Annotated in this window: 15 protein-coding genes; 8 read left to right on the plus strand and 7 right to left on the minus strand. The window is 71.9% G+C overall.

What is annotated here, in order from left to right; all coding sequences use genetic code 11:
- Window positions 1-153 precede the first annotated feature (153 nt).
- From ACIRJP_RS27135 to ACIRJP_RS27165, 7 genes are all read left to right on the plus strand, one after another.
- Window positions 154-612, plus strand: coding sequence for an ATP-binding protein (locus tag ACIRJP_RS27135; protein ID WP_404179248.1), 459 nt, complete (start codon window positions 154-156; stop codon window positions 610-612).
- Window positions 606-1,049 carry a hypothetical protein gene (locus ACIRJP_RS27140; RefSeq protein ID WP_404179251.1) on the plus strand — a complete coding sequence of 148 codons (444 nt, stop codon included), beginning with the start codon at window positions 606-608 and terminating at the stop codon, window positions 1,047-1,049. The genes ACIRJP_RS27135 and ACIRJP_RS27140 overlap by 7 nt, the downstream gene beginning before the upstream one ends.
- Before the next feature lie 233 nt (window positions 1,050-1,282).
- Window positions 1,283-4,876, plus strand: a complete 3,594-nt coding sequence (locus ACIRJP_RS27145) for a DUF4132 domain-containing protein (RefSeq protein WP_404179253.1) — start codon at window positions 1,283-1,285, stop codon at window positions 4,874-4,876.
- A complete protein-coding gene (locus tag ACIRJP_RS27150; RefSeq protein ID WP_404179256.1) occupies window positions 4,873-6,003 on the plus strand; it encodes an AAA family ATPase in 1,131 nt (376 codons plus the stop codon). The genes ACIRJP_RS27145 and ACIRJP_RS27150 overlap by 4 nt, the downstream gene beginning before the upstream one ends.
- Window positions 6,003-8,366, plus strand: a complete 2,364-nt coding sequence (locus ACIRJP_RS27155; protein WP_404179259.1) for a DUF5682 family protein — start codon at window positions 6,003-6,005, stop codon at window positions 8,364-8,366. Before ACIRJP_RS27150 ends, ACIRJP_RS27155 begins: the two co-directional genes overlap by 1 nt.
- Window positions 8,363-9,556 (plus strand): VWA domain-containing protein, encoded by a 1,194-nt coding sequence (locus tag ACIRJP_RS27160; protein WP_404179262.1) that lies wholly within the window; start codon window positions 8,363-8,365, stop codon window positions 9,554-9,556. Before ACIRJP_RS27155 ends, ACIRJP_RS27160 begins: the two co-directional genes overlap by 4 nt.
- Window positions 9,553-11,580, plus strand: a complete 2,028-nt coding sequence (locus tag ACIRJP_RS27165) for a hypothetical protein (RefSeq protein ID WP_404179265.1) — start codon at window positions 9,553-9,555, stop codon at window positions 11,578-11,580. Before ACIRJP_RS27160 ends, ACIRJP_RS27165 begins: the two co-directional genes overlap by 4 nt.
- An 11-nt stretch (window positions 11,581-11,591) precedes the next feature.
- On the opposite strand, the gene ACIRJP_RS27170 is transcribed toward ACIRJP_RS27165, so the two are convergent.
- From ACIRJP_RS27170 to ACIRJP_RS27195, 6 genes are all read right to left on the minus strand, one after another.
- Entirely contained in the window at window positions 11,592-12,938 is a 1,347-nt protein-coding gene (locus ACIRJP_RS27170; RefSeq protein WP_404179268.1) for a 6-phospho-beta-glucosidase, read from the minus strand.
- 166 nt (window positions 12,939-13,104) lie between these two features.
- Complete coding sequence (locus tag ACIRJP_RS27175) at window positions 13,105-14,655, minus strand: cytochrome P450 (protein WP_404179271.1); 1,551 nt, start codon at window positions 14,653-14,655, stop codon at window positions 13,105-13,107.
- Window positions 14,656-14,723: 68 nt separating this feature from the next.
- Window positions 14,724-15,338 (minus strand): GTP-binding protein, encoded by a 615-nt coding sequence (locus tag ACIRJP_RS27180; protein WP_404179274.1) that lies wholly within the window; start codon window positions 15,336-15,338, stop codon window positions 14,724-14,726.
- Window positions 15,319-15,690, minus strand: a complete 372-nt coding sequence (locus tag ACIRJP_RS27185) for a DUF742 domain-containing protein (protein ID WP_351259810.1) — start codon at window positions 15,688-15,690, stop codon at window positions 15,319-15,321. Before ACIRJP_RS27185 ends, ACIRJP_RS27180 begins: the two co-directional genes overlap by 20 nt.
- Window positions 15,687-16,094 (minus strand): roadblock/LC7 domain-containing protein, encoded by a 408-nt coding sequence (locus ACIRJP_RS27190; RefSeq protein WP_093896207.1) that lies wholly within the window; start codon window positions 16,092-16,094, stop codon window positions 15,687-15,689. The genes ACIRJP_RS27185 and ACIRJP_RS27190 overlap by 4 nt, the downstream gene beginning before the upstream one ends.
- The gene (locus ACIRJP_RS27195; protein ID WP_404179278.1) at window positions 16,091-17,716 is read right to left on the minus strand and encodes a sensor histidine kinase; all 1,626 of its coding nucleotides are present in this window, start codon (window positions 17,714-17,716) and stop codon (window positions 16,091-16,093) included. Before ACIRJP_RS27195 ends, ACIRJP_RS27190 begins: the two co-directional genes overlap by 4 nt.
- Before the next feature lie 492 nt (window positions 17,717-18,208).
- Here ACIRJP_RS27195 and ACIRJP_RS27200 point away from each other — a divergent pair, with 492 nt between their 5' ends.
- Window positions 18,209-18,964, plus strand: coding sequence for an IclR family transcriptional regulator (locus ACIRJP_RS27200; protein WP_404179281.1), 756 nt, complete (start codon window positions 18,209-18,211; stop codon window positions 18,962-18,964).
- Window positions 18,965-19,071: 107 nt separating this feature from the next.
- Here the strand turns inward: ACIRJP_RS27200 and thrS are convergent, their stop codons facing one another.
- Entirely contained in the window at window positions 19,072-20,286 is a 1,215-nt protein-coding gene (gene thrS / locus ACIRJP_RS27205) for a threonine--tRNA ligase (protein WP_404179297.1), read from the minus strand.
- Window positions 20,287-20,437 lie beyond the last annotated feature (151 nt).

The following is a 20,437-nucleotide window of genomic DNA, read 5'->3' on the forward strand; positions in this document are numbered from 1 at the left end:
GAACACAGCCACTCTGAAATTTTCAGAGTGCCCCTTGCCAAGTGTTCACGACAGGGGGAGAGTTGGTGAGTGAACCAGTTCACGATGTCGCGACCGCCCTCATTCAGATGAGTGCGCGGAGCGTGACGCAGCCCCCACTGTGAGGAATCGGTTGTGGCACCTGGCAGTGCGCTCATCCCCCGGCTCATGGATCTCAGTCCCGGGACGGAGGCGCTCCGGTACTGCTTCGCCCTGCCCGCGCACCCCGAATCGGTGGCCGGCGCACGGCGGCTGACCCGGGCCCGGCTCGACCTGTGGCAGCTCGACGCGGACGCCCACGAATCGGCGATCCTGATCGTTTCCGAGCTGGTCACCAACGCGGTCGTGCACACCATGAGCACTCGCGTCGTGTGCGAGCTGCGCTGCCTCGACAGACGGCTGCGGATAGCCGTGCAGGACCAGGGACACCAGCCGGGCGGACCGCAGCTGTGCCCTACCGGTGACGACGAGCACGGACGCGGCCTGTTGCTCGTCGACGCGATGTCCAGTTCGTGGGGTTCCCGCGACGCGTGCAACGGCTCGGGCCGCATCGTCTGGGCGGAACTGCCGCACGGCTCGGAGCGCTCATGTTGAAGAACGCGATGTCCCACCTGCTCGGCCCGCGCCGCCCCCGTGAGCTGCGGCCCGTCTCCGGTGCGGCGGTCACGGTGCCGTTGCCGCTGCCGCCCGCGCTGTCGGCGAGCCTGGGCTGCGACGCGGTGGGGGTGCCGGCCCGGTACGGTTTCCGGCTGATGTCCCACCTGCCGCGCACCGGCTGCGTCTTCGCGGACGCCGAGCGCTGGTGGTGGATCGTGCCCGCGGGCTCCGACCTGGATCTGGACTGGCCCGCGCAGGCCTTCTACGCGCAGGGGGCGTACGTCCCTGCGGTCCGGCCCCGGTTGATCCACCAGCCCGACAACCGCACGCCCTACACCCCGCCCATCCCGCTCTTCCTGATGGTGTGCCAGGTCACCGGTGTGGCGCCGTCCTGGGCACCGTCCGGTGGCGAGCGCGCCGTCTCCGCTCCCTGACACGGCCGGGCGCGATTACGGGTTGGGCTCTCCGGTACAGCCCGGTATGACGCGCCACTCGTCACCGTCCGGAGCCGCGTGGCCTGCGCAAGCCTGCAACCCAGCTGTTGACCTGCGGATTTACCGTCAGGACGCCCCGGTCACGCTGCGTTGTCAGTGCTCCGTTCTACTGTGGCACCACTGATCGAAAAGCCTGCGGCGGAGCGGGCTGTGGGTGGGAAGGGGGCGGAGCTGTGCGCCGCTGGGAGTATGTCGAGGGCACTGCGTCTAAGTTCTGGGAGACCGAGGCCGAAGGCGCCGTGGTAACGGTGCGCTACGGGCGGTGCGGAAGCGAAGGGCGCACGCAGACCAAGGAGTACGCGTCGGCCGAGTCCGCCGCCGCCCAGGTCGTGAAGACGATCGCGGAGAAGGAGAGGAAGGGGTACCGCGAGGTCGAGGTATCCGCCTCGGCACCTGCTGCCCCGGCCGCTGCGGCCTCCGCTGACGTGGTCACGGACGCGGGCGCGCCCGTTCTCCCCGACGAGGACACCTTCACCCTGCCCGACAACTGGAAGCGGGTGCTCCACCCGCGGCGGGGCGGAGTGCGCCGCGGGCCGTCCAAGCTGCGGCGGGAGGCGATCGCCGCGATCGAGACCAAGCTCGCCGAGGACGCGGCCTGGATCGAGGAGTTCGCGGACTCGCCGGATTCGGACACGGTGACGGCCGAGGCGCTGCGCGCCCACCTCGACGGGGCCCCCACACCGGCCGGCGCGGCCGCGCTGACCGCGATCGCCGACATTCCGGGGTGGGCGGACTTCTGGTCGGAGCGCTACGGCCTCGTGTTCGCCGCACGGGCCGCGACCGAGGTGTTCTCGGTCGACGCCAACTGGCAGCAGAGCGGCCTCAAGCGGGGCGCGCCCCGGCTGATGGCGCTCCCGGGCCCGCGCCACTCGTACTGGGCCTCTCACCACCGATCGCCGATCGACCGGGTCCGCGCGCTGCTCGCCGCGGCCGACGAAGCCACCTACCGGGCGGCGGTTGAGGCGCTGGCGAAGTGCCGCACCGACACCCTGCGCAGGATCATCGTCTCCTATCTGGTCCCGAGCGAGACCGACTGGGTCGACGACCTCGTCGCCGACCCGGCGGTACACGCGGAGCAGGACCGCACGCTGCGTGCCATGGTGTTCAGCTCGCTGTACTCGCCCGACCAGCTGCCGCTGCTGCCCTACGGCCCGGATCACACCCTCGGTGTGGCGACCATCGCCACTGTCGCCGAGGGCGTCGGCCCGGCCATCGCCCCGTCACTGGCCGAGGCGCTCGACGCCAACCACTACTACTCGGACAGCCTGAAGCTCGCCGCCGAAGCCCTGGTGGAGCTGCCCACGGACGAGGCCTTCCTCGGCCTGCTGGCGCATGCGGACTCCAAGCACGTCCGCCCCTCGCTCCTCGAAGCCATGCGCCGCTATCCGGTGCGGGCGGTGCGGCTGCTGGCCACCGGGGCCGGCGGCGGTTCGGCAGCGGCTTCCCTCTCCCTGCAACTGCTCCGAGGTCATGTCGGTGCCCACCGCGAGGTGGTGTCACTGGCGCTCGGCGAGCTCGGCCCCGAGGTCGTGGAGATCGTCCAACCGTTGCTCGATCCGGTGGATCTGGTCGCCGACGCACCGGTGGACGCGCTGCCGGCCGTGCTGACGGCTCCGCCGTGGTCCCGGCCCCGCACCACGGTCAGGGCCAAGCCCCTGACCGGGCTGGTCCCGGTGTCCGAGCCCACGCTGAAGTGGCTGCCCGAGGAGCAGGCGGCCTGGGCGGCCGCCTCCTCCTGGTACACCCGCGATCGCAACCAGGGCGACATGCACGAGTACATCGACGTCCTGCGTCACGGCACGGCCGCGGATGATCTGCGACCGGCGTGGGTGTTCGTCCACGGCGACGAGGAAGTGGTCACCCCCCTGCTCGCCAACTGGAACCCGACCGATCTCTGGGACGCCGAGGACACCCTCAAGCCGATCGCCGCGCGTTTCGGTCTGACCGCGCTGCCGCTGCTGCTGCGCGTCGTGCCCAGGCAGCCGAGCTCGCTCGCCCCGCTGCTGCTCCCGTTCGTCGATGCGGATGTCGCCCGGCACATGGCGGACTGGTCGGTCCGGCTCAAGTCCACCTCGGCGACCGCTCGTGCCTGGTTCGCCCGGCACGGTGTGGCGGCCGCCCCGCTCCTGGTGCCGGCCGCCGTGGGCAAGGCGGGCGCCGCGCGGAGCGCCGCCGAGCAGGCGCTGATGTCGATCGCCGCGACGCACGGCGACGACGTGGTGCGCGAGGCCGCCCGGGGGTACGGTGCCGAGGCCGCGGCAGCGGTGGACGAGTTGCTGGCCGCCGATCCGCTGGAGCGGGCGCTGCCCGCCAGGATGCCAGTGCTGCCGGGCTGGGCGGAGCCTTCGGTGCTGCCGCAGATCATGGTCCGGTCGGGCGGTGCGCTGCCGGCGGCGGCGGTGCGCCACGTCCTGATGATGCTGGCCCTGTCGAAGCCCGGTGAGGTGTATCCGGGAATCGCGTCGCTGACCGAATCGGCCGAACCCGCTTCGCTCGCCGAGTTCGCCTGGGCCGTCTTCGAGCAGTGGCGGCTGGCGAACATGCCCGCGAAGGAGTCGTGGGCGCTGCACGCGCTGGGGCTGCTGGGCGACGACGAGACGGTCCGCCGTCTCACTCCGGTCGTCCGGTCCTGGCCCGGTGAGTCGGCGCACCACCGGGCCGTCGAAGGGCTCGACGTGCTGGCCGCCATCGGCACCGACGTGGCTCTGCTGCATCTCCACGGCATCTCTCAGCGGGTGAAGTTCAAGGGGCTCAAGGTACGGGCCGGGGAGAAGATCGCAGAGGTGGCCGCAGGGCTGGGGCTGACCGGGGAACAGCTCTCCGACCGTCTCGTGCCCGACCTCGGGCTGGACGCGGACGGATCGACGGTCATCGACTACGGCACCCGTTCGTTCACGGTCGGTTTCGACGAGCAGTTGCGGCCGTACGTGCTGGACGGTGACGGCAAGCGCCGCAAGGACCTCCCGAAGCCGGGTGCCCGCGACGACGAGGAGCTCGCACCGGCGGAGCGCAAGCGGTTCATGGCGCTCAAGAAGGATGTCCGGACGATCTCCTCCGAGCAGGTGCGGCGCCTGGAGGCCGCGATGGTGACCGGGCGTTCCTGGACGGCGCAGGAGTTCCAGGAGTTGTTCGTCGGTCATCCGCTGCTGTGGCACCTGGTGCGCCGACTGGTGTGGCTGAGCAACACGGAGCACGGGACGGTCACCGCGTTCCGGGTGGCGGAGGACCGTACGTTCGCCGACGCGGAGGACGACGTCTTCGTCCTGGCCGATGACGCGACGGTGCGGCTCGCGCACCCGTTGCACCTCGGCGACGGACTGGCCGCCTGGTCCGAGCTGTTCGCCGACTACGAGATCCTGCAGCCGTTCCCGCAGCTCGGGCGGAACGTGCTCGCGCTCTCCGGGGAGGAGACCGACGGGTATCGGCTCACCAGGTTCGAGGGACTCAAGGTGCCGGTCGGGAAGGTTCTCGGACTGCAGCGGCGCGGCTGGGAGCGCGGGGTGCCGCAGGACGCCGGGGTGGAGCGCTGGATCTCCAAGCGCCTGAGCGACGACTGCCATCTCGTGATCGCGTTGGACCCGGGCATCGCAGTCGGCGTGGTCGACATGTTCCCTGACCAGACCCTGGAGACCGTCTGGCTCGACAGCCGGCCCGGCGATCACTGGAACCGCGGCGAATACCGGCTCCGCTTCACCGGGCTGGACGCGGTGGCCGTGTCCGAGTTCCTGAGTGACCTGGCCGAACTCACCGAGGGCGTCGCGCCGTGACCATGAGGGAAGAAACCCTTGCCGGTGCGCCGGGCGGCCGGGCGGAGCCGGTGCAGCGGCCTCCGGCCGAGGTGCGGTACGCCGAGGAGCTGGCGGCGCTGCGGGCGGACGACCGCGATCCGCGTCCGCCGGGCTGGGAGCTGAGCCTGCGTGCGGCCCGCCGGTTCATCATCGGTGACGCGGACACAGGTATCGGCCGGAAGTTCGTCGGCAACCCCTCGCTGGTGGACCGGGCCCTGGTGACGCTGGCGACGAGTCGTGGGCTGATGCTGGTCGGCGAGCCGGGCACCGCCAAGTCGCTGCTCTCCGAACTGATCGCGGCCGCGGTCAGCGGCGACTCGACGCTGACGGTGCAGGGCGGCGCGGCCACCACCGAGGACCAGATCAAGTACGGCTGGAACTACGCACTGCTGGTCGCCGAGGGTCCTTCTCCCCGGTCGCTCGTTCCGGCCCCGATGCTGCGCGGCATGGCGGAGGGCAGGCTCGTCCGGTTCGAGGAGATCACCCGCTGTCCGCTGGAGGTGCAGGACTCGCTGCTGTCGCTGCTCTCCGAGCGGGTGGTGGCCATCCCCGAGCTGACCGGGCCGGACGGCATGGTCTTCGCCCGGCAGGGCTTCAATGTGATCGCCACCGCCAACACCCGGGACCGGGGCGTCAACGAGATGAGTGCGGCGCTCAAGCGGCGGTTCAACTTCGAGACGGTCTTCCCGATCCCCGACCTGGACACCGAACTGGCCCTGGTCGAGGCGGAGGTGACGACCCTGCTGCGGCGCTCGGGAGTGGAGCCGCCGCCGGACCGGGATGTGCTGGAGGTCCTGGTCGGGACGTTCCGGGAGCTGCGTGCGGGGGCCGGTGAGAAGGGCGGTGCCGGTTCGGACCGCCCGTCGGCGGTGATGAGCACGGCGGAGGCCGTGTCCGTCGCCCACGCCGTGGGGGTGCGTGGCTGGTTCCTGCGCGGCGAGCCGGGCAGTGCCGCCGATGTTGTGGCGTGCCTGGCGGGTACCGCGGCGAAGGACAGCCCGGAGGACCTGGCCCGGCTGCGCCGCTATCTGGAGCAGCAGGTGCCGCGCCGTCGCGGACCGCAGTGGAAGGCCCTGCACGACGCACGCCATCTGCTGGCCGACTGATGTCCGCGGTGTTCCTGGGGGTGCGCCACCACTCCCCCGCCTGCGCACGGCTCGTCGAGCGGACCGTCGCGGAGCTCCGGCCCGCCCAGGTGCTGATCGAGGGGCCCGCGGAGATGAACGGCCGGCTGGACGAGCTGCTGCTCGGGCACGAGCTCCCGGTCGCGGTGTTCAGCCACTACCGCGACGGGCACCGGGCCGCGACGTCCTGGGCCCCGCTCTGCGACTACTCGCCGGAGTGGGTCGCGCTGCGGGCGGGGCGGGCGGCCGGGGCGCAGGTCCGGTTCGTCGATCTGCCGGCCTGGCATCCGGCGTTCGCCGAGCGCACCAACCGCTACGCCGACGCGGAGGCCCGTTACGCGGAGGCGACGGAGCGGCTGTGCCGGCAGTTCGCGGTGGATTCCTCGGACGCCCTGTGGGACCGCCTGTTCGAGGTCGAGCCGGACGGCGGTCTGACCGAACGGCTCGACGCGTACTTCGCGCTGGTGCGCGGTGACGCGGAGGCCGACGCGGGCGACCGGGCGCGGGAGACATACATGGCCGCGTGGGTGCGGGCGGCGGTGGAGGCGGCCGGTGACCGGCCGGTCCTGGTGGTCACCGGCGGCTTCCACCAGCCGGCACTCCGTGCGCTGACCGGGTCCGGTGCGCGGGACGTGGCGGACGGCGACGGCTGGGAGCGCGGCGCGGACGGGTGGCCGGTGGTGCCCGCCCCGCCGGACGACGCCATGGCCGGGAGCTTCCTGGTGCCGTACTCCTTCCGGAAACTGGACGCGTTCGCCGGGTACCAGTCGGGAATGCCGTCGCCCGGCTACTACCAGCAGGTGTGGGAGGCGGGCCCCGAGGCCGCGGCGGACGGCCTGTTCCGGGTGGTCGTCGAGCGGCTGCGGGCACGGAAGTACCCGGTGTCCACCGCCGATCTGATCGCCGCCCGGAGCCTGTCCGAAGGGCTCACGGCCCTGCGCGGCCATCCGAGCCCCGCCCGGATCGATGTGCTGGACGGTCTGGCGGGCGCCCTGATCACGGACGACCTGGACCAGCCGCTGCCATGGACGGGCCGGGGCACGCTGACGGCGGGGGCGCATCCCGCGGTCGTCGAGATGGTCGCGGCCTGCGGCGGCGACCGCATCGGGCGGCTCCACCCCGATACCCCGGCGCCGCCCCTGGTGCACGACGTGGCGGAGCAGCTGGCCGCGCTTGCGCTGGACGGCGGCCCGGAGGCGACGTACCGCCTCGATCTGACGGACGCCGCCGATCTGGAACGGAGCCGGGTGCTGCACCGGCTGCGGGTGCTGGGGATCCCCGGTCTGGAGCGGACCGCCGGTCCCACGCACGGTGTCGACCCGGTGTTCACCGAACGCTGGGAGGCGCGGCCCGTCCTGGGGCGCGAGGCCGCGCTGGTGGAAGCCGGGGCGTACGGGGCGACTCTGGCCGAGGCGGCGGCCGTCGCCCTCACCGGGCGGACGCGGGGCGATGCGGCGGAGGCCGACGGGCTGGCGGGGGCGCTGTTCGACGCCGTGCTGTGCGGGATGGGCGGTTTCTCGGAGCAGCTGCTCGGCGAACTTTCCTCCTGTGTACGCGAGTTGCAGGTCAGTGGCCCGCTCGGGGAGATACTCGCCACGGCTCTCGGTCTGTGGCGGCACGACCGGGTGTTCGGCATGGCGCGCGGTCCGCTGCTCGCGGCAGTGATCGACGGGGCGACGGAGCGGCTGCTGTGGCTGCTGGAGGGTGCGCGCGGCTCGTCGGGGGTGGACTTCCCCCGCCTCCGGGCCGTGGTCGCGGTGCGTGACGCCGTGCTGCACGCACCGGAGTTGCTCTCCGTCTCCCGGGAGGTCGCGACCGGGGTCGCGCGGCGGATCTCCGAGGATCCGCAGGCGCCGATCGATCTGCGCGGGGCCTCGTTCGGGCTGGCCCGGTCCCTCGGGCGGGCCCCGGGGGCCCCGGGCGTGTCCGGGGATCCGGCCGAGGCGGTGCGTGCGGTGGCGAGGACCGGTGCGGATGCGCTCGGCGACTGGCTGGCCGGACTGTTCGCACTCGCCCGCGACGAGGTGACGGGCGTGGTGGGCGACGACGACGGACCCGGCGGTGGGGCCGAGTCGCTGATCGATGTGCTGGACGGCCTGGTCGGTGCGTTGTCCGACGACGAGTTCCTGTCCGGACTGCCCGCGCTGCGCCAGGCCTTCGCGTTCTTCCCGCCGCGCGAGCGGGACCGGATCGCCGCCCGTCTGCTGGAACGGCGCGCGGTGCGCGGCTCCTCGCGTTCCCTGCTGCGGACCACCGCGGACCCCCTGCTGATCGCCCGGGCCCGCGCACTGGAGGAGTCCGTGTCCCGACTGCTGGCCCGCTACGAACTGGAAGCCACCCCATGACCACGCCCGAACAGGCACCCGGCCGGCCACCCGGGCCCGAGGAGGGTTCCGGCACGACTCCCGACGCGGGGCTGGAGCGCTGGCGGCTGGTCCTCGGCGCCGCCGCCGAGCGGCACACCGGACAGCTGGGTCCGTCCGACGCCGGCCGGGACGCCGCACTCGACTGGCTCTACGGCCGCGACCGCGAGCTCACCCGCCGGGGGGTGCGCCGTTCCGGTTCGGCTCCCCGTACGGGCGGCGACGGACCATCACCGGTGACCGCTGTCGACTGGCTCGACGACATCCACCGGCTCTTCCCGAAGGAGACCATCGAACGCCTGGAACGGGACGCCGTGGAGAAGTACGGCATCCAGGAGATCGTCACCGACCCCGCGGTGCTGGAGCGGGTCAAGCCGAGCCAGACGCTGCTGCGCGCCGTGCTGCGCACCAAGCACCTGATGAACCCACAGGTGCTGCAACTGGCCCGGCGAATCGTCGAGTCGGTGGTGAAGCAGCTCCTGGCCCGGCTTCAGCCGGAGATCCGCCGGGCGTTCCACGGCACCCGCTCCCGCAAGCCCAGTCGGGTCCCGCTGGCGAGGGACTTCGACTTGCGGCAGACCGTGAAGGCCAACCTCGCCCACTACCAGCCGGACGAACGGCGCCTGCTCATCGAGCGCGCCCACTTCCACTCCCGTACCCGCCGCCATGTGACGCAGTGGCAGCTGATCCTGCTGGTCGATCAGTCGGGCTCGATGGCCGGATCGGTCATCCATTCCGCGGTGACCGCCGCGTGTCTGTGGGGCCTTCCCGGTCTCAAGACACATCTGGTCGCCTTCGACACCCAGGTGGTGGACCTGACCTCCGACGTGACCGATCCGGTGGAGCTGCTGATGCGGGTCCAGCTGGGGGGCGGCACCGACATCGCACGAGCCGTGGAGTACGGCGCGGGGCTCGTGGAGAACCCGCGCCGCACCGTCGTCGCGCTGATCACCGACTTCTACGAGGGCGGCGACCCGTACCGGCTGGTGCGGGCGGTGCGGGGGCTGGTGGAGCAGGGCTCGACCGTGCTGGGGCTGGCCGCGCTCGACGAGGACGCCGACCCGGAGTACGACCGGGTGACGGCCGGGAAGCTCGCCGCGGCCGGGGCCCACGTCGGGGCGATGACGCCGGGCCGGCTCGCCGAGTTCGTCGCCGAGAGGCTGGGCCGATGACCGGGCCGGTGACCGCTGCGGGGAACGGCGCCGCCGTGCGCCCCGATCTGCTCGCCCTCACCCCGGATACGCTCGCGGCACTCGCCAACCGCGGCCTGGTCAAACGTGCCACGAAGGAGCTGGACGCGGGGACGGTGCCCGTGCTCACGACCGATCCGGACACCACGGTGCGAGCCAGGTTCGACGACGGCACCACCACGTCGCTGCCGCCCGGCACCGGTCTGGACGAGGGCGACTGCAGCTGCGCCGCACCAGGCGTGTGCCGCCATCTCATCGCCCTGGTCCTGGCACATCAGCGCGGTTCCGAGGCCGATCCGGGCAGCGCCCCCGTCGCGTTCACCGACTGGTCCCCGGGCAGCACCGACGACGACGCGCTCACCGACGCGGTCGGCATCCGTCCGGTCGCCTCGGCCCGGCGCACCTTCGACCGGGGTTATGCCGCCGTCGTGCACCGCCCGTCCCCCGGGCATCCCGAGCCCCGGGTCGAGCTCCCCACCTGCATGGTGCGTTTCCCGGTCCCCGGCGAGATCGCCTACGCGTTGACGGACGCGGCCGCTGCGCTGCGCGGTGAGGTGCTGGCGCTCGCGGTGTGGGCGTTCCGGGCCGCCGACGCCACTCGGACGGAAGAGCGTTCCGTACCCGTCCAGGTCGGCGGCCGTACCGCCGCGCCGTCCACGGCGCTTCCCGCGCTCGACGCAGCCCTCGCGCTGGCGGACGAACTGCTGGCGGAGGGCGTGGCCCATGTCGGACCCGTGCACGGCGGAGCCCTCGCGCGTGCCGGTGCCGCGCTGAGCGCCGGGTCGTTGCACTGGCCGGCGGGTGCGATCGCCGAGCTGGCCGACCAGCTGACGGCGTACTCCGACCGCACCGCCCAGTACCGCCCCGAGTCGGTCGCCGCCCTGCTCACCGAGGTGCACGCCCGGAGGCGGGCGGCCGCTCATCCCGGCGTGCTGGGCAACCGCGAGGCCGGGGACACCCCGTTGCGCCGGGTCCGGCTGGTCTCGCTCGGCTGCCGCGTCCACGGCACCGGTCAGTCCCTGGTCTCCGAGGTGTACTTCGCCCACCCCGGCGCGGGCACCGTCCTCGTACTGCGCAAGACCTGGACCGCCCCCGATGGCAAGGAACTCTCCGCGCACCGACTGGCCACCCGTCGGGTCCTCGCCACCCCGCTGGCCTCGCTGGCCACCGGGAGCCTGGTCAGTGAGAGCGTCCGGCGCACCCCGAGCCATGCGCTGACGGTCGCCAGGGGCCGGCTCGGCGCGACGACCATCACCCCGGTCGGCGCCGCCTGGACGGAACTGCCCGAGCCGTTGCTGGTACGGGATCTGACGGCCCTGACGGAAGGCTGGAGCAGCAGGCCGCCGCGGCTGATCCGGCCTCGGGTCGAGGCGGAGGCCGTCCATGTCGTCGCGCTGTCCGGCGTGGAGAGCATCGGTTACGACCCCGCCGAGCAGCGGCTCGAAGCCGTGGTGCGCGACGCGTCGGGCGGCAGGGCGCTGGTGGTGTCGGAGTACCGCCCGGAGTGCCCCGGTGCGCTGGACGCCCTGGCCGATGCGCTGGAGGGCGGCGCCACGCACATCAGCGGTTCGCTGCACCGCTTCGGCGGTGGCGTGCGGATCGATCCGCTCGGGGTGCTCACCCCGGCGGGGACGGTCGTGCCCGATCTCGCCGCCGGTGACGGCTCCATGGCCCTGGCGGCGGTCGTGCGACGGCCGTCCGATCCGCTGACTGCGGCGCTGGAGGAGGCGATATCCGCCATGTCGGCGGTGCCGCACAGCGGGCTGCGCCATCTGAACGTCCCCGCCCGCGCGCGGATCGACGAAGCGGCGACCGCACTGTCCCGCACCGGCCTGACGCGCGCCGCGACGCTGCTGCGCGCGTTCGTCGCGGCACTGGACGACGGGGCCCGGCCGGCCGAGGAGGCTCTCGCGGCCCGTTCGGGGGCATGGCTGGACGCCCAGCTCCACCTTCTGGTCAGCAGCGAACTCCGCTCCTCGGGAACGGAGGCCACGACACCGCAATAGCTCCCGAACCGCTACGGACGGTTCAGATAGGCGAGTTGGGGGTGGACCTTGGTGTAGCCGTCGACGAGGCGTCCCGCCACGGTCACCGAGTCGACCAGCGGGTGCAGGGCGAAGGCCTTCACGGCGGCGCTGCGGGAGCCGCTCGCCGCCGCGTCCAGCACCGCGCGCTCGACGGCCTTGACCGCGGTGACCAGCCCGACGGCGTGATACGGCAGCGGCTCGACGGCGACGGGGTGGGCGCCATTGGCGTCGACCAGGCACGGCACCTCGATGACGGCGTCCGCGTCGAGCACCGGGAGCGTGGTGCGGTTGCGGACGTTGAGGATGAGCGAGGTCCGTTCGTTGCGGGCGACGGCCCGCATGAGGGCGAGCGCCACCTGCTCGTAGCCGCCGGACTCCAGATCGCTCTCCTCCCGCTCGCCGACCCCGGCGACCTCCCTGTTCTCCGACATGTAGGTGGCTTCGCGCTCGGCGCGGGTGCGGTCCCAGGCGGACAGGGCGGGGGTGGCGGGGTCCTTCATCCGGGCGTAGAAACCCTCCTGCTGCTCGCGGAGGAAGGCGCCGCGGGTCTGCTCGGCGTCCTGGTAGGCGCGGACCGCTTCCCGGTTGAAGTAGTAGTAGTGCAGGTACTCGTTGGGGACGGCGCCCAGCGACCGCAGCCAGTCGGTGCCGAAGAGCCTGCCCTCCTCGAAGGAGCCGAGGAGCTCCGGGTCCGCGAGCAGCCTCGGGAGCTCGTCCCGGCCGTCGACGTACAGTCCGCGGACCCAGCCCAGATGGTTGAGCCCGACGTAGTCGATCCGGGCCCGGTCGGGGTCGGCGCCGAGCACCCGGGCGATGCGGCGGCCGAGCCCCACCGGAGAGTCGCAGATGCCGATGACCCGGTCGCCCAGGTAGTGGGACATGGCCTCGGTGACCAGGCCCGCCGGGTTGGTGAAGTTGATGACCCAGGCCTCGGGGGCGAGCCGCGCGATGCGCTGGGCGAGGTCGACGGCGACGGGCACGGTGCGCAGTCCGTACGCGATGCCGCCCGCGCCGACGGTCTCCTGGCCGAGTACGCCCTCGTCGAGGGCGACCCGTTCGTCGGCCGCCCGGCCTTCGAGGCCGCCGACGCGGATCGCCGAGAAGACGAAGTCGGCGCCGCGCAGCGCCTCGTCGAGCTCGGTGGTGGCGGTGACGGCTGGTGCGTCCGGGACGCCGGCGGCCTGTTCGCCGAGCACCCGGGCCACGGCGGTGAGCCGGTCGGCGTCGGTGTCGTAGAGGGTGACCGCGGACACGCGGCCTTCGGCGTGATCGGCGAGCAGCGCCCCGTAGACGAGTGGAACCCGGAATCCGCCGCCGCCCAGAATTGTCAGCTTCACGCTTGTGCATGGTACGGGGGTGGGCCCGGTCCCGGGCTGAGCGACCTCGGGCGGCGGCGTTCACCCAATGGCCGGGTACGGCGTACGGCCCGCTGGCAGCGGACCCGGAGGTCCTCTGCCACCGGGCCGTACGCCGGTGCTGCCTTCACTCCCGGCGGGTGTCGGCTCAGTTGCCGCTCCACCACCGGGAGACGGCGCGCCACAGCCTCGCCGGTGCGGATTCGCCGCGCTGCTGCGGGATCCCGCCGACGGCGGAGGCGGCTGCGGGGCTCCCGGAGTCGTCTACGGCGGTGGCCGTGGATGTCGCACTCATCGAGGCGGCGGCCGAGGCACGTCCGGGCGTGGGTGCGGTGTGCCGGACCGTCGACTGGACCTCCCAGTCCTGGCGCGGCGGGTTGGGCCTGCCCATGGACGGCGGTTCCTTGTCGTCCTGCGGCGGGCGGGAGGCGAAGTCGGCCGGCAGCTCCACCAGGTGCCGGCCCATGATGTTGCCGACCCAGCTCAGCTCGCTCTCCTCGACGGCGATTTCGAGGTCGGGCAGCCGCATCAGCAGGGCGTCCACGCCGACGTCCGCGATGGCCCGTCCGATGTCCTGTCCGGGGCATTCGTGGGGGCCGCCGCTGAACGCGAGGTGGGCCCGGTTGCCCGCCATGTCGGAGCCCGGATCGGGCCGGACCACCGGGTCGGCGTTGGCCGGTGCGATGCCGACGATCAGCGCGTCGCCGGCCTTGATCTGCTTGCCGCCGAGTTCGGTGTCACCGACCGCCCAGCGGCCGAAGACCGCGGTGAACGGCGGCTCGTCCCACAGCGTCTGCTCGACCGCCTCGGGCACCGTCATGTGACCGCCGCTGAGCCTGGCCCGGAATCGCGGATCGGTGAGCACCATCCGCAGGACGTTGGCGATCAGGTTGGCGGTCGCCTCGTAGGAGGCGATGAGGATCAGCCGGAGGTGCTCGCTGACCTCCTGGTCGTTCAGCCCGGCGGGGTGCTCGGTGAGCCAGGTGGCGAAGTCGTCCGCCGGTTCGCGCCTGCGGCGCTGGACGAGCCGGGTCAGCGCGTCGAGCACATAGGCGTTGCTCGCGACGGCCGTCGCCGTGCCGCGGGTCATGTCGCGGGCGGCCTGGACCATCCGGTCGTTGTACTCCTCGGGCATGCCGATGACCGCGCACATCACCATCATCGGCAGCCGCTCGGCGAACTGGGAGACCAGGTCGACGCGGCCCTGTTGGCAGAATTCGTTGACGAGCCGGTTGCTGAAGCGGTTGACGTGGCGGCGGACGCCGCGGGTGTCGATCCGGCCCATACTGTCGGTGACCGCGCCGCGCAGACGCTCGTGGGTAGCCCCGTCGGCGAACACGCACACCGGCTGCCAGGTGAAGATCGGGGCCAGCGGGTGGTCCGGGGCGACGCTGCCGTCCTGCAGGGCCCGCCACCGCCGGGAGTCGCGGGAGAACTGCGAGGGGGTGCGGGTCATGTGCAGGTTCTCGCTGTGTCCGAGGACCAGCCAGGCGGGTACGTCCCCGTGCAGCAACACGGGGGCCACGGTGCCGTGTTCGACGCGCAGCTTGTCGTAGAGCCCGTGGGGGTCCCGTTCGGCCTCCGGGCCGTAGAGCCGGCGCACTCCGCCGGGGCCGATGCCGAGGCCGTGGGCCGGGCATTCGGGGGGCGGAACCGGCCCGGGGGCCGCTCCGGGCTCGTAGTGGAATGGGGTTGTCACGATCGCTCCAGGGATCAGGCCAAGTATCCGGACGGACAGGGATGCGCGAGGTGCGGGTGGGGCTGCGGTCAGGCGAGCGGGAGGGCCAGACTGTGCAGATAGCGCATCAGGGTCATCAGCACATCGCGGCTGGAGCCGCGCAGTCGGGCGTCGCAGTCGATCATCGGGACCTCTTCGGGGAGGTCCAGGGCGCTCCGCAGCGCCTCGACGGGGTGCTTCGGGGCACCGGGGAAGGTGTTGATGGCGACGACGAACGGCACGCCGCGCTCCTCCAGTCTCCCGATGACGTCGAAGCTGACTTCGAGGCGCCGGGTGTCGACGAGGACCACCGCGCCGAGGGCACCTTCGAACAGCCCGTTCCACAGGAACCAGAACCGTTCCTGGCCCGGGGTGCCGAACAGATAGAGGATCAGCTCCTCACTGATGGAGATCCGACCGAAGTCCATGGCGACGGTGGTGGCGGTCTTGCTCTCGACCCCGAAGTTGTCGTCCACGCCGACACCGGCCTGGGTCATGGTCTCCTCGGTGGTCAGCGGCCGGATCTCGCTGACGGAACCGACCATGGTCGTCTTGCCGACCCCGAACCCGCCGACGATCACGACCTTCACCGCGGCTGTCGCCGTGGTGGGAAGGATGTCCTCGCGCCGGGGGCCGGTGATCGTGTCAGAGCTTCTGAAGTCCATGCATCACCGCTTCGAGAAGGGACCTGTCCGGGAGAGTGGCGCGGACGATGGGTGCGCGCGATTCGATGAGCTCGGCAGCGAGAAGTTCGGTGAGGAGCGAGGTCACCACGCTGAAGGGCAGACCGAGATATGCCGAGATCTCGGCGACGGATAACGGTGCCTGACAGAGCCGCAGGATCACGGCCTGCTCGGGCTGGACCGTCGGTGACGGCTCTGCCTGGGCGACGATCATCGTGACCAGGTCGAGCTGTGCCCTCTCGCTGCCGTCGGGATCGCCGCTGATCACGTACAGCCGTTCCGGATCGCTCAGTGCCGGATCGGCCTTTCGGCGTTCTCGTCGGGGAGAGTTCATCCGGCCTGCCCGTCATGGCGCGGCGGACTCGTCAGGTGGGCACCGATCCTGACGACCATGTCGCGCATCCGCGAGCCGACGAGCCCCGCGTCGACCGTCTCACCGGCGAGCACCGCGAGGTAGGCACCCGTTCCGGCGGCCATCAGGTAGAAGAAGCCGCCGGTGACCTCGATGACAACCAGCCGCATGAGCCCGTCGCTGTAGGGGATCTCGGAGGCGACGGCGGCGGCCAGGCTCTGCAGTCCGGCGCAGGCCGCCGCGAGGCGGTCGGCGACATCGGGATCTCCGCCGTGCCGGGCGATGCGCAGACCGTCGGCGGAGAGCACCACGATCTGGTGGATGTCCGGTACGTCGTCGGCCAGTTCCTTGAGCATCCAGTCCATGTTTCCCCGCTGCTGGATCACTTCAGGTCTCCCTTGTCCCACGCATCGTCAGAGTCTTCGTCGGTCTTCGGGTCCTGCGGCACACCGTTGACCGCGTTGGTGAAGGCCTCCAGCCAGAGTCCGGGCGGCTGTTCCTTGCCGCCGGATCCGCCGGGCCCGTGACCGTTGGTGTGGCCGTTGGTGTGGCCGTTGCGCTGGCCTGCGGCGGGGTCGGCTGGCTGGGCCGGGAGGTTGTGCGAGCCGAGGGGCGCCCTGCCGCGGCTGCGGCGCTGCGGGAGCCCGCCCGCGGTCCATTCGGTCACCACGGGGACGTCGTCCTCCATGGCGGCTGGGGGGAGGACCGGCCGGGTGGCAGGCGCGACCGGCCCGGTGGCGGGTCGCTGTGCCACGGGGGTACGGGGCTTGCGGCGGCGGGCCGGCACTACGTGTTTCATCGCCTCCTGGTCGATGTCGCTGGTGGGCCTCGACGTGGCACCGATGCCGTGGGCGATACCGGGAGCGGGTCCGGTGGTGATCATGGCGCGGGGCACGATGAGCACGGCGCGGACACCGCCGTACGCGGACTGCCGCAGCGAGACCTGGAGGTCGTACATCCGCGAGAGCCGGCCGACGACGGCCATGCCGAGGCGCGGGGACTCGCCGAGGTCGTTCATGTTGGAGCCGGCCTGGGCCCTGGCGAGCATGTTCTCGGCCCGCGAGCGGGCCTCCTCGCTGAGCGAGACACCGCCGTCCTCGATCTCGATGGCGATGCCGGTCTGCACCTCGACGGCGGTGACGTGCACCCGGGTCTGCGGGGGCGAGTATCGGGTGGCGTTGTCGAGGAGTTCGGCACAGGCATGGATGAGCGGCTCGACTGCGGTGCCGATGATGGCGACCTTGGCGATCGAGTGCAGATCGACGCGGGGGTATTCCAGGATCCGCGACATGGCGCCGCGCAGAACGCTGAACAGCGGTACGGGCTTGGGCCACTGACGGCTGGGACGGGCGCCGCCGAGTACCGCGATGGAGTCGGCGAGGCGGCCGATCAGCGCGGTGCCGTGGTCGATGCGGAGCAGGTCGTCGAAGACGTCGGGGTTGCGTCCATGGTGCTCCTCCATCTCGCGCAGTTCACTCGCCTGGCGGTGGACGATCGCCTGGACGCGCCGGGCGACGTTGACGAAGGCGCGCTGCGCGGAGTCACGCATCGCCTCTTCGTTGTCGATGATGTGCAGCACCGTGTAGACGAGGGTGCGCTGGGCGTCGGGCAGATCGCGGTACAGCTCGTCCGCGTCGACGACGTCGCGTAGCACCTCTTCGGGCGAATTGCCCACGCGCAGCCGGTGGATGGCGGCCGGCAGGAGCTCCTTGCTGATCCGCACGGTCTCGTCGTCATGGGTGGCGATGCGCCGCTCCAGGTCGGCGAAGCGCCGTTCGTACACCGCGCGCTGGGTACGCAGCTCGCGTGCCCGGCGGGCGAGTTGGACGCTCAGGGCGGCTACCACGACGGTGGCGACGGCACCGCACCAGACGACTGGTATCCGCGCGGCCGTGGAAACCAGTGCCGCCGCGGCGGCGGTGGCGCCGCCCATCAGGGACACGGGCAGCAGCACGGCACGAGCGACGGAGGGTTCTCGGTCGATCGGCGGTGATTCAACACGAACCATCTAAGACCTCTGGCGGTTGATTCGGGAGGTATGCACGCTTGCAGGGCAGTCGGGAACAAGCGCTCGAATTCATATCAACTCGGCTTCTCTGTGCGTGAGCTTAGTCAGATCGAATCAGTGCTTCGGCACATTCACCCAACCCCCTGCGCAAGAGCTCCAGCGGTAATACACTCACGAGTTTTTGCACGCACCGCCGTCATGCGTGCACAAGGAGTTACGGCAGAGGTGGTTCGGTGCGAGGACAAGGCACTCGTACCGGAGAACGGGACAACATACGGTTACTTCAAGCGAGTTCGCGGGTTGTGTCCCTGTCAGGCATACTCATCCGCCCCTTGATACAGGACAGGCGCACATGTGATCGAACCGGATCGAAAGCAACGCATTCATGACTCGGGAGCGGGTGGACGGTGCGGTCACCGAACTGACGGACGGTACGGACCGGCATCCCACGCACCGCTGAGCACACCTGGACCGAAGGGGAACCGACACACCATGGGGTCGAATCGTGGCTACACCATCGAATCGCTGGACACCGGGCTCCGGTTGATGCAGCTCTTCCTCACCCACGACACGCTCACCGTTTCCGAGGCCGCCGCACTGCTCTCCGTGGGCCGGTCCACCGCGCACAGGGTCCTGAGCACCCTGGAAGGACGCGGCTTCGCGACGCGGGACTTCTCCGGCCGCGGCTACTCGGCCGGACCGGAGCTGGTCCGGCTCGGCAGCCCGGCGGGATTCGGCCCGGCCGTCCGTGAACGGCTCGCGGCGGTGCTGGACGACGCGGCGCTGCGCACCGGCGAGACCGTGCAGTGCACCGCGCTGATCGGCGACCGGATCATCGTCACCGACGGCCGCGAGTCCGCGCAGCCGGTACGGGTGATGCCGGAACCCGGCACCACGCACCCCGCCCACGCCACGTCGGGCGGGAAGTTGCTGCTCTCCCGGATGGCGCCGGAACAGGTCTGCTCGCTCTACCCGCACGAGGAGCTGCCCGCGGCCACGCCGTCCACCGTCACCTCGCGCTCCGCGCTGCTCGCCGAGCTCCAGCAGATCCGCTCCGTCGGATACGCGCTCAGCCGCGGGGAGTCGGTCCGGGGCATGAACACCGTGGCCGTGCCGCTGACCGGTTCGAGCCGGCGTGACCGGCTCGCCCTGATGGCATCGGCACCCGCCGATCGCGGCGACGACGCGGTGCTCGTCCGCCGTGCCGGGGAACTCCGCCTGTCCGCCGCGCTGTTGGACGAGGTCTGACCGGCCCCGGCCGTTCGGCCACGGTCGAGCGCGCGCCGGAGCGGACCGCCGGAGTGCGCCGTCCCGCTCCGGCGGTCCGCTCCGGTGAGCCGCTTCCGCCCGGGTGGCTACATCCGGAGTTCGATGGCGTGCGCCTCCACGAGGGCGGCGATCCGCGCGAGAACACCGTCCGCGGGCCGTGGCTCCAGCCGGGTCCCGTCGCGCAGCCGCAGCGCCACCTGTCCCTCGGCGGCTTCCCTCGCTCCGATGACCGCCTGGCCCGGCACCAGTCGGGCTTCCCGGATGCGGGCGCCGAGGGTGCCGCGTTCCGGTCCGGCGATCTCGGCCCGCAGCCCCAGGTCCGCGCATTTCCGGGCGAGCGCCTCGGCGTCCGGCAGTTCGGCGTCGGAGATCGGGAGGATCGCCAGCTGGCTGGGGGCGAGCCAGGCGGGGAAGGCCCCGCCGTGCACCTCGATCAGATGGGCGACGGCTCGCTCCACACTGCCGATGATGCTGCGGTGGATCATGACCGGCCGGTGTTTCGCACCGTCGGCGCCGATGTAGTGCAGGTCGAACCGGCCCGGCTGATGGAAATCGATCTGGACGGTGGAGAGGGTGAACTCCCGGCCGGCCCCGTCGACGACCTGGACATCGATCTTGGGACCGTAGAACGCCGCCTCGCCCTCGGCCGCCTCGTACGGCACTCCCGAGCGGTCGAGCACCTCGGTCAGCAGGGCGGTGGACTTCTGCCACATCCCGGGATCGTCGACGTACTTGCCTCCCGCGCCCGGGAGGGAGAGCCGGTGGCGGGCCGCGCTGATGCCCAGTGCGCGGTACGCCGCGCCGATCAGCTCCAGGGCGGCGCGCGCCTCCTCGGCCACCTGGTCCGGGGTGCAGAAGATGTGTGCGTCGTTCAGCTGGATGGAACGCACCCGGGTCAGTCCGCCGAGCACTCCGGAGAGCTCGGAGCGGTACATGCCGCCCAGCTCGGCCATGCGCAGCGGCAGTTCGCGGTAGCTGTGCGAGCGGGAGCGGTAGATGACGGCGTGGTGCGGACACAGGCTCGGCCGCAGCACGACCTGTTCCCCGCCCAGGTCCATCTGCGGGAACATGTCGTCGCTGTAGTGCGACCAGTGCCCGGAGATCTCGTACAGCTCCCGCTTGCCGAGCACCGGCGAGTACACATGCCGGTATCCGGCCCGCCGTTCGGCGGTGCGGACGTACTCCTCCAGGGTGTGGCGCACGGCGGCGCCGTCGGGCAGCCAGTAGGGCAGTCCCGCGCCGATCAGCGGGTCGGTGTCGAACAGGCCCAGTTCGCGGCCGAGCTTGCGGTGGTCGTGCATGGCGGTCTCCTCGCGGTCGTCGGGCGGGTGACCGCAGGGCGAAGCCCCGGGGCACTCGGCGAATTCGAGGGGTCGTTGCAACACGTGGTCGGTTGTTCAGGCCGCGAGCAGTTTAGACAGGCGCTCGGCTGGGGTTTCCCAGCCGAGCGTT

Origin of the sequence: Streptomyces sp. NPDC102437, assembly GCF_044765565.1 — a bacterium.
In the GTDB taxonomy this organism is placed as follows: Bacteria; Actinomycetota; Actinomycetes; order Streptomycetales; family Streptomycetaceae; genus Streptomyces.